This is a genomic window from Sphingobacterium sp. UBA7038 (assembly GCF_002494055.1).
GTDB classification, from domain to species: Bacteria; Bacteroidota; Bacteroidia; order Sphingobacteriales; family Sphingobacteriaceae; genus Sphingobacterium; species Sphingobacterium multivorum.
On the sequence record NZ_DLAV01000039.1, the window covers coordinates 1 to 14,467 of the forward strand.

At 38.3% G+C, this 14,467-nt stretch carries 11 protein-coding genes and 1 pseudogene; 7 read left to right on the forward strand and 5 right to left on the reverse strand.

The genetic code is table 11. From position 1 onward, the window contains the following. Positions 1 to 317: 317 nt before the first annotated feature. Together B3H30_RS21665 and B3H30_RS21670 are read right to left on the reverse strand one after the other, a co-directional pair. Positions 318 to 1,511 (reverse strand): IS256 family transposase, encoded by a 1,194-nt coding sequence (locus tag B3H30_RS21665; RefSeq protein ID WP_286768322.1) that lies wholly within the window; start codon positions 1,509 to 1,511, stop codon positions 318 to 320. A gap of 53 nt (positions 1,512 to 1,564) precedes the next feature. After that, positions 1,565 to 2,272: pseudogene (locus B3H30_RS21670) on the reverse strand (NAD(P)/FAD-dependent oxidoreductase); the annotation flags it as partial. Positions 2,273 to 2,618: 346 nt separating this feature from the next. On the opposite strand from B3H30_RS21670, the gene B3H30_RS21675 reads away from it, so the two are divergent. The 5 genes from B3H30_RS21675 (at position 2,619) to B3H30_RS21695 (ending at position 7,401) form a co-directional block, all read left to right on the forward strand. Then, positions 2,619 to 3,146: a hypothetical protein gene (locus B3H30_RS21675; protein WP_286768315.1), complete on the forward strand. Its 528-nt coding sequence runs from the start codon at positions 2,619 to 2,621 to the stop codon at positions 3,144 to 3,146. A 104-nt stretch (positions 3,147 to 3,250) separates the two neighbouring features. Next, on the forward strand, positions 3,251 to 3,886 hold the full coding sequence (locus B3H30_RS21680; RefSeq protein WP_286768314.1) for a hypothetical protein: 636 nt from the start codon (positions 3,251 to 3,253) through the stop codon (positions 3,884 to 3,886). 55 nt (positions 3,887 to 3,941) lie between these two features. Continuing rightward, entirely contained in the window at positions 3,942 to 4,478 is a 537-nt protein-coding gene (locus tag B3H30_RS21685; RefSeq protein WP_286768313.1) for a hypothetical protein, read from the forward strand. Positions 4,479 to 5,627: 1,149 nt separating this feature from the next. Continuing rightward, positions 5,628 to 5,942 (forward strand): hypothetical protein, encoded by a 315-nt coding sequence (locus B3H30_RS21690; protein ID WP_139145108.1) that lies wholly within the window; start codon positions 5,628 to 5,630, stop codon positions 5,940 to 5,942. A 433-nt stretch (positions 5,943 to 6,375) separates the two neighbouring features. Then, positions 6,376 to 7,401 carry a hypothetical protein gene (locus B3H30_RS21695; protein WP_070570481.1) on the forward strand — a complete coding sequence of 342 codons (1,026 nt, stop codon included), beginning with the start codon at positions 6,376 to 6,378 and terminating at the stop codon, positions 7,399 to 7,401. Positions 7,402 to 7,531: 130 nt separating this feature from the next. On the opposite strand, the gene B3H30_RS21700 is transcribed toward B3H30_RS21695, so the two are convergent. Together B3H30_RS21700 and B3H30_RS21705 are read right to left on the reverse strand one after the other, a co-directional pair. Further along, positions 7,532 to 7,984 carry an SRPBCC family protein gene (locus B3H30_RS21700; RefSeq protein ID WP_070570483.1) on the reverse strand — a complete coding sequence of 151 codons (453 nt, stop codon included), beginning with the start codon at positions 7,982 to 7,984 and terminating at the stop codon, positions 7,532 to 7,534. A gap of 4 nt (positions 7,985 to 7,988) precedes the next feature. Beyond that, positions 7,989 to 8,669: a DinB family protein gene (locus tag B3H30_RS21705; RefSeq protein WP_083296136.1), complete on the reverse strand. Its 681-nt coding sequence runs from the start codon at positions 8,667 to 8,669 to the stop codon at positions 7,989 to 7,991. A 255-nt stretch (positions 8,670 to 8,924) separates the two neighbouring features. Between B3H30_RS21705 and B3H30_RS21710 the strand changes: the two genes are divergently transcribed. Further along, positions 8,925 to 10,910, forward strand: a complete 1,986-nt coding sequence (locus tag B3H30_RS21710) for a glycoside hydrolase family 97 protein (protein WP_083296137.1) — start codon at positions 8,925 to 8,927, stop codon at positions 10,908 to 10,910. A gap of 99 nt (positions 10,911 to 11,009) precedes the next feature. Here the strand turns inward: B3H30_RS21710 and B3H30_RS21715 are convergent, their stop codons facing one another. Further along, on the reverse strand, positions 11,010 to 13,373 hold the full coding sequence (locus B3H30_RS21715) for a glycoside hydrolase family 127 protein (RefSeq protein ID WP_070570489.1): 2,364 nt from the start codon (positions 13,371 to 13,373) through the stop codon (positions 11,010 to 11,012). 236 nt (positions 13,374 to 13,609) lie between these two features. Between B3H30_RS21715 and B3H30_RS21720 the strand changes: the two genes are divergently transcribed. Then, positions 13,610 to 14,200 carry a TIGR00730 family Rossman fold protein gene (locus B3H30_RS21720; protein ID WP_070570493.1) on the forward strand — a complete coding sequence of 197 codons (591 nt, stop codon included), beginning with the start codon at positions 13,610 to 13,612 and terminating at the stop codon, positions 14,198 to 14,200. Positions 14,201 to 14,467 lie beyond the last annotated feature (267 nt).

A 14,467-nucleotide genomic window follows, 5' to 3' on the forward strand; every position in this document is an offset into this window, starting at 1 on the left:
TTTATTTAGGACACATATGATGAGATATATTAAAAGGTGACATTTTTAAAAATTGTGGAATTAACAGATGGTATATTTCTGAGGAAGTAAAATTGTTAGACTGGAGTGAACATTAAGGTAAGAGAATTTAACAACTTAACAGAGTTATGTCAAGAGAAAGAAAGGTTTACACCAATAGCAATAAAGATTCCAGATATGGGAATAGTATATTTCGTGGGAGTGTAAAATAAACTGTGTCATTGGCTGAATTACCTCCTCGCGAGAAGGTAATTCAGCCACTTTGCTTATTGCAAATCTAACACCATTCTTCCCGAAAATCAAATTGCTAATTTCTGTGCCGTAGTTCCCCAATTGGCCAGTGGCATCGTCCATTTTTTCTTAATGTTTTTATGTGCTAAATAAACCAATTTCAATAACGCCAAGTCTGAAGTGAACGCACCTTTGGTTTTAGTGACCTTACGGACCTGGCGATGGAATCCTTCGATCGTATTGGTGGTGTAGATCAATTTTCGGATGGATTTATCGTATCGGAAATAGATGGTCAGACGATCCCAGTTACGCCGCCACGAGTCGATGACCACCGGATACTTTTCACCCCATTTATCCTGAAGTTCATCCATCCGCAGTCCGGCAAGATCCAATGTATCGGCTCGGTAAACTGGTTTTAGGTCGTTCATAAATTCCTTTTGGTCCTTACTGGTCACATACTTTAAGCTATTACGGATCTGGTGCACGACACAGGTCTGTACTTCAGTGTCGGGAAAAACACTCTGTATCGCTTCAGAAAAGCCTTTTAGATTATCGATACAGGCGATTAAGATATCCTCCACACCCCGGTTCTGTAAATCGGTCAGTACGCTCAGCCAAAAGTTAGCACCCTCATTTTCCGAAACATACATCCCCAGTAAATGCTTGTGCCCTTTTCGATCAACGCCAAGGATATTGTATACTGCTCGAGAAACAAAACGATGGTCTTCTTTAACCTTGTAATGCATGGCATCCATCCACACGATCGTATAAAGAGAATCCAGGCTTCTTGATTGCCATTCCTTGACCTCAGGAATGATCTTATCGGTAATGGAAGAAAGCGTACTGTGGCTGATGTCCGTATCGTACATTTCCTTGATGTGATTCGAAATATCACGCAAACTCATACCGAGCCCATACATACCCAAAATCTTCTTCTCAAGGCTCTCAGCTAAGATAGTCTCACGTTTCTTAACGAGCTGGGGCTCGAAGTTGGATTGACGGTCACGGGGTGTTTCAATATCGATCGTACCCTCCGAAGTTCGGATCTGCTTAATGGACTTGCCATTACGCCGATTACCACTGGAGCGCTGAGCCGCGTCCATGTGGCTCTCCATCTCTGCTTCTAACGCTGCTTCTAAAAACTTTTTCATTAATGGAGCAAAAGCTCCGTTATTGCCATAAAGTGATTCTCCGCTCCCTAACTGTTTCAGGGCTTTATCCTTCATGGACTCAAAATCAAAATCGCTTTCTTTAATATTCATAATACTATGTCAAAAATAATACTTCTATTTATTATCCTTGACACAGTCTATTTTACAGTCTCTTTTTCGTGGCTAATATTATTCTTAACAAGTACAGCATTGACTGCTCTTCCATCGCCAAGTATTTCTTGAACTTCCGTATTCAAATGTACTTCAATATTTGATGTGGCCATCACTCTAGCGAACATTGCTTTTTATGCTTTAAATTCATCTTTTCTAACCAACATGTGAACTTTATTATAAATCTTTGAAAAATAAGTAGCTTCTTCCGCGGCAGTATCTCCAGCCCCGACTATTGCAACATCTTGTCCTTTGAAAAAGAAACCGTCACATATAGCGCAGGCAGATACACCGAATCCATTATATTTTTCTTCCGATTCTAAACCTAACCATTTAGCTGTTGCGTTTGTTGCAATTATTACTGTTTGTGCAATAATTTTCTTTTATCCGTCGATTTCCAATATATGATTGCCGTCTGTTTTTGAAAAGTCAACTTTAGTTACATATCCAAATCGTATATCTGTGCCAAACCTTTCTGCTTGCATTCTGAGATCTTCCATCAGAATTGGTCCAGTTACTCCTTGAGGATATCCAGGGAAATTATCAACTTCAGTAGTTTGAGTCAGATGTCCTCCCGGAGTCATCCCAGTAAACATAACAGGAGAAAGATCTGCGCGAGCGGCATAAATTGCTGCTTTATATTCTGCTGGACCAGAGCCAATAATTACGCATTTTACGAACTCGTTTTCGATTGTTTTCATTGTAATGTTAATCTATTATCATATGTGTTGAAATCAAAATTAGAGCAAAAAAAATAAGAATCTATGTGAAATAAAACTTCCGAATAATTCGTCGAAATAGTATATCGCAAACTCGGCTCGAATCTTAATTATCTAATATCAATAAATAGCGAATATTGCCTCTCAGAAGAACAGCAAGCGATCTATCCTAATCTTTTTAATAGTAAGAGGAAGGCTCTAAAAAAAATGCTGGTAAACCTAATCCTTGGAACAAAGATGAATTAAAGAACCGACCTTGGATATTAAAAAAGTAACATAAATTTCAATAAACAATGTGAAAAATTAGTTAATTATCTTCTTAACAGCAATGAGTCCATTTAAATACGAATTACAAGAGCTAAGCGAAATTAATACACCTTTTTATACAAGAATTGGCCTACTTAGCGTTCGATTTTCAGAAATTGAAAGTCTAATTACTCATATTATTGAGAAACTTATAAATTCCGATGATGAATTGATTAATCATTTTCTAATCAAAGAAAATTCACTTCACGTCAATTTGGAGCTAATAAAAAAGCTTTCATCTTTTCGACATTATGAAGAGGAAAGAATTTCGGAAATTGTTTCAAAACTAAAACCGTTACAAAGATTAAGAAACAGTTTTATACATGGTGTTTGGCTTGATGTGACAATTGAAAACAATGAAACTTGTATTTATTGCTCAGATCATAGATGGCAATTAACTAAAAGCAGTTCAAATAGAATACAATACTCAAGATATGATAGTAAGCGTTATACGACTCGGGATTTGGATAAAGAACTTATAACAGCTAGTGAAATATTGCTTGAACTAAAAAGACTTTGGCAGGATATTGATGAGGTCAATTATTTTTAAATATTATCATCACGATTCCAAAAAAAATGTTAATCCCGAGTTTACCAAAAAGTTTAGCAAATATTTAATTTTTAAAAAAATCACTAATCTCAAAAAACGATTTTATGAGTAAAAAAATTACAATCATTTTCATGAAATACTTGCAATTTACTATTATTACCGTCCTTCTTTTATTATTTAAAACATCTGTTTACGGACAAAATACCCGTGTTGTTGAGAGCTTTTATAAAATCCCTTTAAATTCAAGTAAATATGATGTAACATCGTTCATGGAATCTGATTTAGTAGATTTCTCAGTAAAAAAAACTTATAAATCTGATGTCTTTTTAGATGGTATTAGAGAAGCTATTAAATATGAAGGTGTAAATTTTGATCAAATTACTTTAATTTTTTATAAAGGAACGCTTTATGATAAAAAGTTAGACATTTTTTATATTGATCCAAAATATAAACATATCGCTGAAAAAGAATACCGAAACATTGATAAACATATAAGATCTTTTTTTAACATACTTAAAAGTGTTGAATCTCAAAGCATTAATTTCGGTGAGCAAGATGGAAATGGTATAACATATTTTGTTAAAAAAGACGGCAATAAATTTACTCGGCAATCTGGTCTTATGTTTAAAAGGTTATTTGATAGTCAAGGTACTTATGGTTACAAGATTGAGTATAATGTGACAGATGTATCGAAAACAGAATATGATATTAACAAATTATCTAAACCGGGGCTAGACTGATTGAGTTTTAACCAACTTTTGCCCTGAATGCTCTCAAAAAACGATAGAAAAAAGTATGAAAGATTATTACCGATTGAGTAAGTCAAAAAAGGAGGAAATAGCTCAAAATTTAATAGACATTATTGATAAAGGAATCCCACCTACATATGACACTAGAATATTTATTGGAAACTGGATCTTAACTGATCGTTCTGAAAAATTCAAAGCTTATTATGATGTATGGGAAATTGTACTGAAAAATTTTCTTCCTAAAACAAAACCAATATTGATTAGAAGTATCTCACGGAAATCTAAAGCAGAATATATTGCTAGTTTCACAAATTCTGTTTACTCTGCTGTTAAGTTCGGACAGGATAAAGGATATTGGATTATTTGTGATACAAAAGAATGTTTACCGTCATCAAAATCAAACAAAGGTAAATATAGATATACTTTTTATCCTTTAAGCCAAGTATTAAAAAAAGCAAAAGAAAATGGAGGTTGGGGATTCTCTGATAGATTATTAAGGGATTATGCCGGAGAAGATGAATACATAATGAAGATAGACTTCTCTGTAATGCAGCTAGTGAAATTTATAGAACACAATTATTAACAATAAATCTCAGAAACGATAAAGTATGAAGCCAAATCTATATAAACTAGAAGATGCCCATGGTATGAGTATTTTACATGTTAAAATTTTGAAGTTCCATCAAACCAACCTTTTTAATTAACTATATTTACGGTTTATTGTTCTAAATACCAATTTGGGAATTAACAAATATTTTATATAAATTTAACTTATAGCACTTGCAGCTAAAACGTATATCAAACCAGTGAGTTATTCGGTGAGCAGGTGAATGAAAGGTTTGTAAATTACTGATAAATAGATTGATGCAGGTAGGGTTCGATTCCCCTACGGAATATCCATTGGAATTACGAGTATTAAGGTTTAAAATATACTAAGTTTTACATTAAATAAGGAAGCAAATAATAAAGAAATCTTCAGCTTAATGCCTCCAACAAATTCTTCAAATCTTGCTCAAAATCATGTGAAAAAAGTATGCTGACCGGCACTTAAGGAGACACTAGTCAATAGTTGTCTCCTTTTTTTATGAACAAAAATATTGTCACTCAGATCATAGGGGCAATTGAGCACAGTTTGATCTTTTGATGGGAAATACGAGAACAAGCGATGTAGACGTTCATTAACTTTTCTATTTTTGAGAACTTAAACTCGTCTGAAAAAATTTCATAAATATAGCACAGCTATAGGACGGTTTACGCAGCCGCTGCCTAAGAAAATAGGTCAAGAACAAACGTAAAATAACGGTATATATAGATGCTGGATTACCACTTCCAGTATAGTTCCAGTATTGTTGAAGTATAGTTGATGTAGTCAGGACAGGATACCTTGGCGGTACTAGATTCCTCGCTGATCATTCCTTGAACTTTACTCTGATTAGTCTTATGAGCAATAATGCCCCAGCCCGACCTTTTTGATTGTATGCTTGCTCCATGGTATGCTGACTCATTGTTTAGCACGAACCTATTTTAGAGCTCATAGATTTAAATAGTTTCATTCACCTATACCATAAGCCTAGCTGTATTGCGAATAATAGACTAAAAACCACGAATATTGAACGAACTGCAACAGATAATAAATAACCGTAAAATTAATTAATGGTGTTTTTATTTTTACTTCCATAAAATAAAGACTTGCTTCAAAAGCATGTTATGGTTTAATAAAAAGATAGAAACAATGAAAAAATTAATGATGAGTTTGATGGCTGTTGCACTGCTATCTACAGCCGCTTCTGCAAAGACAACGGAAAAGGCATCGAAAGAAAATGTCAATGCTAAGACAACGACTTACCGTCTTCCTAACACGAATACACTCGTGAAAGTCACCGAAGAGGTCAAAGAAAGCGAAGGAAAATTGACACACTGTATTTTTGTGTTGAGTTTTTATGATTATGACACGGCGCAACTGGTCGGTACACATACTTCAGACACCTATACAAATGGTGGTTGTGGATCTTTCTTTAAAGCATGCAGGGCATTTTGGGGTGTTTAATGCAGTCGATCCCTGTTGGTTTCAACCGGCAGATAGGTTTCGGCGTTTTCGCGCTGTTACAAACGATTAATTTAAGCGGGGTGAAAACCCCGCTTTTTTTTCGCCCTAAATGGTTAGACTGTTAAGTCTTTTTGCTGTGCAGAAAATTCAGTTTTTAACCCGCTTTTTCGCTTATAATACGCTAGGAAGGGTATGCTTTGATGATTTGTGATCAACTACTGGTAGTCTTATCGCGTAAGTTATTACCTTGTTTTTCGTTTAACGAGGTTGAAGCGTTTTGATTTGAATTGTAAAAATATGCTATAACGGGATGGTACGTGTTGGACTGATGTAAAAAAACATTATCTTAGATTATTATATTTAATTTATCAGATAAAAAAGTGTAGCTAACCTTTTTTAATGATAACCGAATTTGGAACTGAAGAACTTCAATATGCACACTAGAAATTTTTTACTTCTTCTTAGCGCACTAATATGGCTAAGTTGCACAAAAGATCCCATCGAGCCAAACGTAGAGCCCCCAGAGGTGGCACCTTCAGATACCACCAAGAATGAGCCCACTGTTCCGCCTGATAAGTACGAAATTCGGAAAGTACAATTTCAGATGAGCGAGCTTTTCTCTGATGATAATATTGATGAAAAGGTGTTCCTGGGCGGACTTTGGAGTCTCAAAGACACCCTTGAAGGCCCACGGCTAGAAAGCCTGGAAGCAAAAGCGAAAAAAGTAAAATTCCATTTCTTGTCTTACAATGACTTCTCCGTAGATATGGGATTCTTTGAGCCCAGCTATAAAAATGGTCTTGCTTATGCCAATAAGTTTGAAAAGTCGAAACAGGCAAGTAGTATGAACTTTACTTCGAGCAGTTTTGGAGATTACGCCGAAATACAGGGATTTCTCGGTAATTCGAAGGATGTAAAAAAGGCATTATCCCTTGTAAAACATGCCGACTCAACGACGATCAGTAAGCAAAACAGCACGCTTCGTATAGGCAAAGTCAATAAGCTTACAATTTATATTGACCACACAGAGTATTTTGATGCTTATCCGGAATCGGAGGTAGCTGTATTGACCCAAGCAGGTTACTCTCCCTATGTGCTTGCTTCGGTGACTTATGGTACCCATATGATTCTGATGGGTGAAACTGATTCAACACGGGCAGGCCTCAATACGGCAATAGACAAAATACTGGAAAATAAAACACTGGATGATGTAGATACCAAAGTCCTCGATTGCAGCAATCTGCTGATCTACTATCGGGGCGGCGGCAAGAACAGTTTTATTCAGTATCCGAAAGGAGCCAAGGCTATTGGAATAGCACTCCGCGATATGCTCCTTTATGTGAGTCAGACGGAAAATATCTTTAATTATCCACTTACCTATGACTTTATGAGCCTGAAGGACTATAGCACGCTACGGTATTACAATATATTTGACATTCGGGTCAAAAAACAAAAGTAAACGAACGAAAAAAAGCCTCGGCAAGATAAAAAAACGGCATCCAGATCTAGGTGCCGTTTTTACTTTTGCCAACAAGCTTCTGACTTGCGCATTGATTTCGCAAAGCTCTTCAATATGCAGGGTATTTCACCTATTCCTTTTCGCTAATATCCTTTAGCCGTTGCAAAGCATTTGGCCAAGCCTCATTAAAGTAATCGATGTATTCGTCGTTTGTATCAACATCTACTTTCAATAATGTTTGTCCTTCGATGTCCGAAAAAGAATAATTTTCTAATGCTCCAGCCCAATCTTCGACAGCTGGTCCGGATAAAATTTCTTGGCCATTGTCTAGGATACCAAGATGCCGAATAGACACATATGAATTTGGAATGTATTCGGCGATTTCTGCTACCATTCCGCCTTTTTCACCATTTTCATCGACGCCGGTAAAATGAATTTTTTGCCCCTTGTCCCAGATGCCTTCGAAATCTGAACTTGGATTGAATGCACTGGTCCATTGTTTATAGGTTTCTTTGTCAAGCATTGTTTTAAAAACCCGCGGCACAGGCGCATGGATCTTAATTTGATAAGTTAATTTCTTCATCTTTCTATTGTTTTGGAAAATTGGGATCGGCTTTTATTTCAGCGATCTGTTTGGTATGACGTGCAGAATGCGCAGCAATAAACATCAGGGCTTGATAACCATCAATTGGACCAGTTGGGGAATCGCTGACATGATTTCTGAGATCTTCCGCATCAGCTTTTTTGATGTAATCAAGCACGGGTTGGCGAGCGGCATTGAAATCAGTCAAAGCGGTGTTCACATTTTTATAAATTCCCTCTGGTTGGAGTTCCTTGGGTGCCTGATATTTGTGACTTCTGTCTGTGAGTGCATTTTTTAGATTGTCGTCGGTCATCTTGATCTCTTTTCTCCTTTCAGGTTGTGGATCTTGATCCAGGCCCTTTTTTGCCATGTCAAATATCATTCGTTCTGAACGAATAATATGCTCAAGGCATTGACTGATCGACCATTTGTCGGGCGCTGGCTTAAATTGGAGCTGCGCTTCGCTTAAACCCGCAACCTGCTTTTCAAGCTCCGCAGTTGTTTGGTTAAAATATTGCAATAGCGAGTCGGTTCCAACATAATCGTGTTTTAAAGCCTGTTTTTTTTCTATCAGCGTAATGTTTTGGTCCTTTTGCTCGAGCAATGACCCTGATTTGGCAGATGATGGAGCCAAGGTAGCAGTTGCTATGCTGGCAAGTGCTATCATGTTCATAATTAGATTCATAGTTTAATACGTTTTAAGATCGTAAAATAAATGTCACTATTTCTTTACAATTATAAGGAATTTTTGTTTGGTATATCTTCTCATAGGACAAGAAAAGCTGCGTTTGCGCCTTCCCAGATTAGACGACGATTCCTATTTGACGCAGTCGATTGCAACCTGATAAAATACGTATTCTGTAATAAGTGTTTTTTGTACATTTATTAAAATAAAACCTTATCTTTAACAGAATAACTAACCGATTATTTGAGTTAATCTATGTTAAATCACAATTATACGCGCTATTTTAAACGTTTACCAGTAAAACGTTATGCTTTGGTATGTATGCTATCTTTGTTGGGGACAATTGCCGCAGCACAGCAGACATCGGTATCGAGTCCGGACGGAACTTTGACCGTTAAATTGGATCTGAAAAACGGTCATCTATTTTATCAGGTTGAACTGGAAGGAAAGACAATGTTGGAAGCTTCACCGCTTGGGCTTCAAAGCAAGACGATAAATTTAAGCGATAATTTGCGTCCTATAGCAGAAAAAAGAGGTGAAATTTTGACCAATTATATCGAGCCAAAAATCAAACGCAGTCAGGTACAGTATAAAGCGAATGAATTGCGTTATGTGTTGGAGAATACTTCAAAGCAGCAGATCGAGGTTACTTTCCGTGTTAGCAACAACAATATAGCGTTCCGATATTATGTGCCTCAGGTGGGCGAGCCGGCCAACTTTGCATTGATAAAGGAGAATAGCGGCTTTAAATTTCCCCTCGTTACAACAACATTTTTAACAGCCCAAGCTTCCCCCATGATAGGCTGGATGAAAACAAAACCAAGTTACGAAGAGGAGTATCAGGCAGATCAGGCGCTAGGCGTACCTTCGAAGTATGGTGTTGGCTATACTTTTCCTGCGCTCTTTCATGTTGGAGATCGGGGATGGGTACTTGTTTCGGAAACGGGTGTATCAAGTGCATATTGCGCATCCAAGTTAAGCGAAGGCACGAAGGATGGCCTTTATAGCATTTCTTTTCCGGAGGAAGGGGAGAACAATGGCATTGGACGTGCAGCTCCCACAATTTCATTACCCGGTTATACACCTTGGCGCACACTGACTGTCGGAAGCAACCTAAAACCCATTGTGGAAACGACCATTCCGTTTGATGTTGTTGAACCGCAGTATCCGGCATCGAAGAAATACGAATTCGGACGGGCGACATGGAGCTGGTTGGAATGGCAGGACGGCAGTATTAATTTTGAAGACCAGAAGAAGTTCATTGACCTTTCGGCTTCAATGGGGTATGAATTTGTATTGATCGACAATTGGTGGGATACAAAGATCGGCCATGAGAAAATTGAACAATTGGTGGCTTATGGGAAGGAGCGGGGCGTAGGTATTTGTCTGTGGTACAATTCGAACGGATTCTGGAACGACGCACCTCAGACGCCAAAAAATAAAATGAATACTTCGATTGCACGTAAAGCCGAGATGCAATGGATGCAGCATGTGGGCATTAAAGGAATCAAAGTCGACTTTTTTGGAGGCGATAAACAAGAAACACTGAAGCTTTACGAAGATATTCTTTCGGATGCAAATGATTATGGATTAACCGTTATATTTCATGGATGTACTTTACCGCGTGGTTGGGAGCGCATGTATCCGAATTTCGTGGGCAGTGAAGCCGTATTAGCCTCTGAAAATTTGATTTTCACACAACATGCAAATGATACGGAGGCTTTTAATGCGACTTTACATCCCTTTATTCGGAATGCCGTGGCGGCAATGGATTTTGGCCCGGTTTTGCTGAACAAACGTCATAACCGCGAGAATAGCGGCGGTACTATCCGCAAAACGACAGAAACATTTCAATTGGCAACGGCGATTTTATTTCAGACTCCGGTACAAAATTTTGGATTGACACCCAATAATTTACAGGAAATGCCAACCCATGTGATTAATTTTATGAAGCAGGTACCAACTACCTGGGATGAGACTGTTTTTATTGATGGTTATCCAGGTAAATATGTCATACTTGCCCGGAGAAAGAATGATACATGGTATATAGCGGGGATAAATGCCGAGGGCAAAGAAAAAACTGTATCGGTGAATTTGCCCATGTTGAGTACAGATGCGGTACAGCTAATCGACGATAACATTGCCCGGGAGTCAAAACAGAAGCAGATTCGACTTTCTAAAACAAAGTCCATCAAATTGACGTTGCAACCTGAAGGCGCCGTTGTTTTAATCGGAAAATAAATTAAGCGCTCTTCTGACGAACTGAATCACTTTTGATGAACTGAATTATCTAGGCTAAGTGAATCACGCCTGACTAATGGAAGCTATCTCCCAGATCCATTAGTCAGGACGAAGAGTTCTTATTTCTAGGATCTTGTGACTTGTAAATCCTGCCCCGGCCTTAATTTTCAGTTCTATTTTGGTTTTACCTGCACTCTCCATGGGAAGCTGTATATGTATTGTTTTCATGGTGGATCTCTCATCCTTGTCTTCCAATATACTGATGGTTTTACCATCGATCATTACCTCAGTTACCCTGGATGAGTTGTCTGCCAGCAATTTGATCGCGACCAGTTGGGTCTCTGGCGTTATTTTCATCACATAACTGAACCAGCCTTTTGTATCGCGCCAGCGTGTATCACCGAATGCCCCAGCATTGCTATTTTGCTCGCGAAAAAAGTGATCTGATTCTGGTTGTTGCTCCCCAGCGACTACTTTATCGACCGTTTTGGCCGCTAGCGCTAAGCTTTCCACTTCATCGCGGCGCATTTTGTCCTGTAATGCCAGTAATTCTTTCTGCGTTGCTTGAGGCCAATAGATCATATAACGGGAATCATGAATACCGAAAAAGGGTTCTAGTTCCATTTGAATATCTTTTTTTCCCAAATAGAGATTTGAGAGTGTAAAGTGTAAGGGCTTTGACGCTATTGGTTTTACAAGTGCCGGAATATTGTTCGGTTCTGCTTGAAGAATCGGGAGATCACGTAAAGGGATTTGTTTTCCAGAAGCAATGTGCCCCATTCGGCTGTCGTCGGCTCGAAGTCCCAAAAGATCTTCCTGTCCAGTTCGGGCTCCCAAAACAAGAGGTCCATATAAAATACTATAATAATTGCTTTTATCAGGCAACTGCTCAGTATGTATCCCCATGGGTAATTGAAGGCTGACGATATCGCCCTTTCGCCATGTACGTTTGATCTGGATATGCTCATTTGTGGAACTGAAATTGCGGTAAGGCTTTCGATTGATCAACACATGGGGAGCTGTGGTGAGCCAGCTGGGTTTACGAATAAACAAGCTGAATGACGTCGGTTTTTTAGGGTTCATTCGTATGCTTGTTTTGGCTTCTGTCGGGAAGTTCGTTTCTTGAATAACTTCCATATTTTTCTCCTTCCAGTCCAGGCGTGAAGGAATAAATAGATTGACAAATAGGTCATTGTTGCGGTATGCGTAGATCATTTCACCATATTTGGCGTGATTTTCCATCCCTGATCCGACGCAGCACCACATACTTGTCTGCGCTTGAGAATAAACACGATAATGCCCCGGACGAATTTGCGTGAAATAGACTAATCCACCATGTTCGGGGTGTTGTGTCGATAAGATATGGTTGTAAAGAGCACGTTCATAAAAATCGAGGTATTTCCCTTGCGGATCGGTCTGATAGAGCATTTTTGTGAGCCGTAACATATTGTAGGTATTGCAAGTTTCTGGTCCCTCAATGCTATAGAGCATTTTTGAAAAATCTTCCGTTGGGTTAAAATGTTCACTTACACTATTTCCTCCAATAGCAATCGAGCGCTGCTCAACGACATTGTCCCAAAAGTAGCGAACAGCCTCCGCCCATTTTTCGTTGTGAGAAAGGTCAGCGATGCGTTTAAAACCGAGAACTTTTGGAATTTGTGTATTTGCATGCAATCCTGTTAAATGATCTTCATGCGCTAATAAAGGCTCAAGTATGGATTGATGACTGAATTTACGAGCCAACTCGAGATAAGTCTGATCTTGGGTAATTGCAGCAACATCAGCAAAAGTTTCGTTCAGTCCGCCATGTTCACTTCGTAACATTTCCTGTATTTGAGCATCTGAAAGTTGAGCGACCAACTTAAGCGCCCAATCAGTCATTTGAATCAGCATGTCTTTTGCAGATTCATTGCCTGTCAACAAGTAGGCGTCTCGCAGGCCAGCATAGGTTTTGTGTATATTATATAGCGGCACCCATTTTCCATTCAGGTTAAAGCTACCGGCGTTGATTCTACCTTGCTGAATCTCTGTCCAAATAATTTTACCCCCAGGTACTCCGCCTATGTAGCCGTTTCCATTTGCTTCCTGACAACGTCTCAAGTTGCTGAGCATATAATCTAGGCGTTCCTTAATACGAAGGTCTCCTGTAGCGGCATACATATGTGCGAGAGCAGATAGATAATGCCCTCCGATATGGCCATCTAATCCTGTATTTTCCCAATTGGTATAGGAGTCTTTTTTTAGCGGTAAATTGGCTTCGCGTAAAAAGGGAGCCAGCAATCTGTCCGGGTCTATTTCCAATAAATAATTGATGTCAAGATTTTCAGCATGTTTAAAAATCCCAGGTAACAACCTCACTTCTCTTAAATCGAAATAATTCAATTGAGAAGTTGTTTGGGCAGATAGCGCCAGACTAAATAAGCTTAAGAGAGCACTGTGCAAAAATTTGTTTTTGAAGATCATATGGACTGAAATTATCATTTGTTATTAACAAGATCTGATGAGCTTGTCTGGTTAGCCGTTATGTATAAAAAGACCGGTAAATCAAAGATATTAAATGTGTTATTTATTTTAAGTGTTTTTTTTACATTTATATTTATGCGCGAAAATAATGCGTGTATTTTTTTGTATATTATTGATAGTGAGTTTGTTTTTTTATTAAAAAGAGCTGATCCGTTTATTTTTAACTATACTTGTATATGAAGAAAGTTAATAGTATTGTTATTTTTTGTGCTTCCAGTTTAGGGAATTCGGCCGTGTATGAAGAGCAAGCCTCCTATGTGGGAAAGGTTTTGGCTGAATACGGTATTCGTTTGGTTTATGGTGGTGGAAGGGTTGGCCTAATGGGAGCTGTTGCGAATGGAGCTCTTGCACAGGGAGGTGAGGTAATAGGTGTCATTCCTGATTTTTTAAATTCGAAAGAAAGAGAGCATAGGGGGGTAACAAAACTGATTACTGTAGATACCATGCACGATCGTAAACGGATTATGAGTGATTATGCCGAAGGAGTTATTGCGCTGCCGGGTGGTTTTGGTACCTTGGAAGAACTTTTTGAAATGATTACATGGGCTCAATTGGGTTTACATAAAAAGCCAGTTGGTTTGTTAAACATCAATGGATTTTACAATCATCTCATTCAATTTATTGATCACATGGTCGAAGAGGGCCTTCTTAAGCAGGAAAATCGAGCGATGTTATTGGTGGCTGATACGATTGAGGAGCTGATCGAGAAGATGCAACAGTATGAAGCGCCACTGGTTCCCAAATGGATTGAGAAGGATGAGATTTAGCGATATAATAAAATCGTTCAGAATTGACTAAGTCGAAATTAGTTCGAAGGATTATACCTCATATAATCCGAAACAGCTGTCGGAAGCATTCCGACTAGAAGCTTCATTGTTAAATATACCACATCGTATTCAAGTGGTGAACAGTAAGAATTTTAGTGATCAAGTGGTACTCAACCTCACCGAAAGTGCTATCTCTGCGGATAGCTATTTCGGTGGCGGCTATATCATCGCGTAGTGTTCTCTCATTTTTTTTTATTATTTAAGAAA

Coding starts and splice junctions, on each gene's coding strand:
- B3H30_RS21665 (WP_286768322.1), bottom strand. CDS start 1,511: ATGAATATTAAAGAAAGCGATTTTGATTTTGAGTCCATGAAGGATAAA.
- B3H30_RS21675 (WP_286768315.1), top strand. CDS start 2,619: ATGAGTCCATTTAAATACGAATTACAAGAGCTAAGCGAAATTAATACA.
- B3H30_RS21680 (WP_286768314.1), top strand. CDS start 3,251: ATGAGTAAAAAAATTACAATCATTTTCATGAAATACTTGCAATTTACT.
- B3H30_RS21685 (WP_286768313.1), top strand. CDS start 3,942: ATGAAAGATTATTACCGATTGAGTAAGTCAAAAAAGGAGGAAATAGCT.
- B3H30_RS21690 (WP_139145108.1), top strand. CDS start 5,628: ATGAAAAAATTAATGATGAGTTTGATGGCTGTTGCACTGCTATCTACA.
- B3H30_RS21695 (WP_070570481.1), top strand. CDS start 6,376: ATGCACACTAGAAATTTTTTACTTCTTCTTAGCGCACTAATATGGCTA.
- B3H30_RS21700 (WP_070570483.1), bottom strand. CDS start 7,984: ATGAAGAAATTAACTTATCAAATTAAGATCCATGCGCCTGTGCCGCGG.
- B3H30_RS21705 (WP_083296136.1), bottom strand. CDS start 8,669: ATGAATCTAATTATGAACATGATAGCACTTGCCAGCATAGCAACTGCT.
- B3H30_RS21710 (WP_083296137.1), top strand. CDS start 8,925: ATGTTAAATCACAATTATACGCGCTATTTTAAACGTTTACCAGTAAAA.
- B3H30_RS21715 (WP_070570489.1), bottom strand. CDS start 13,373: ATGATCTTCAAAAACAAATTTTTGCACAGTGCTCTCTTAAGCTTATTT.
- B3H30_RS21720 (WP_070570493.1), top strand. CDS start 13,610: ATGAAGAAAGTTAATAGTATTGTTATTTTTTGTGCTTCCAGTTTAGGG.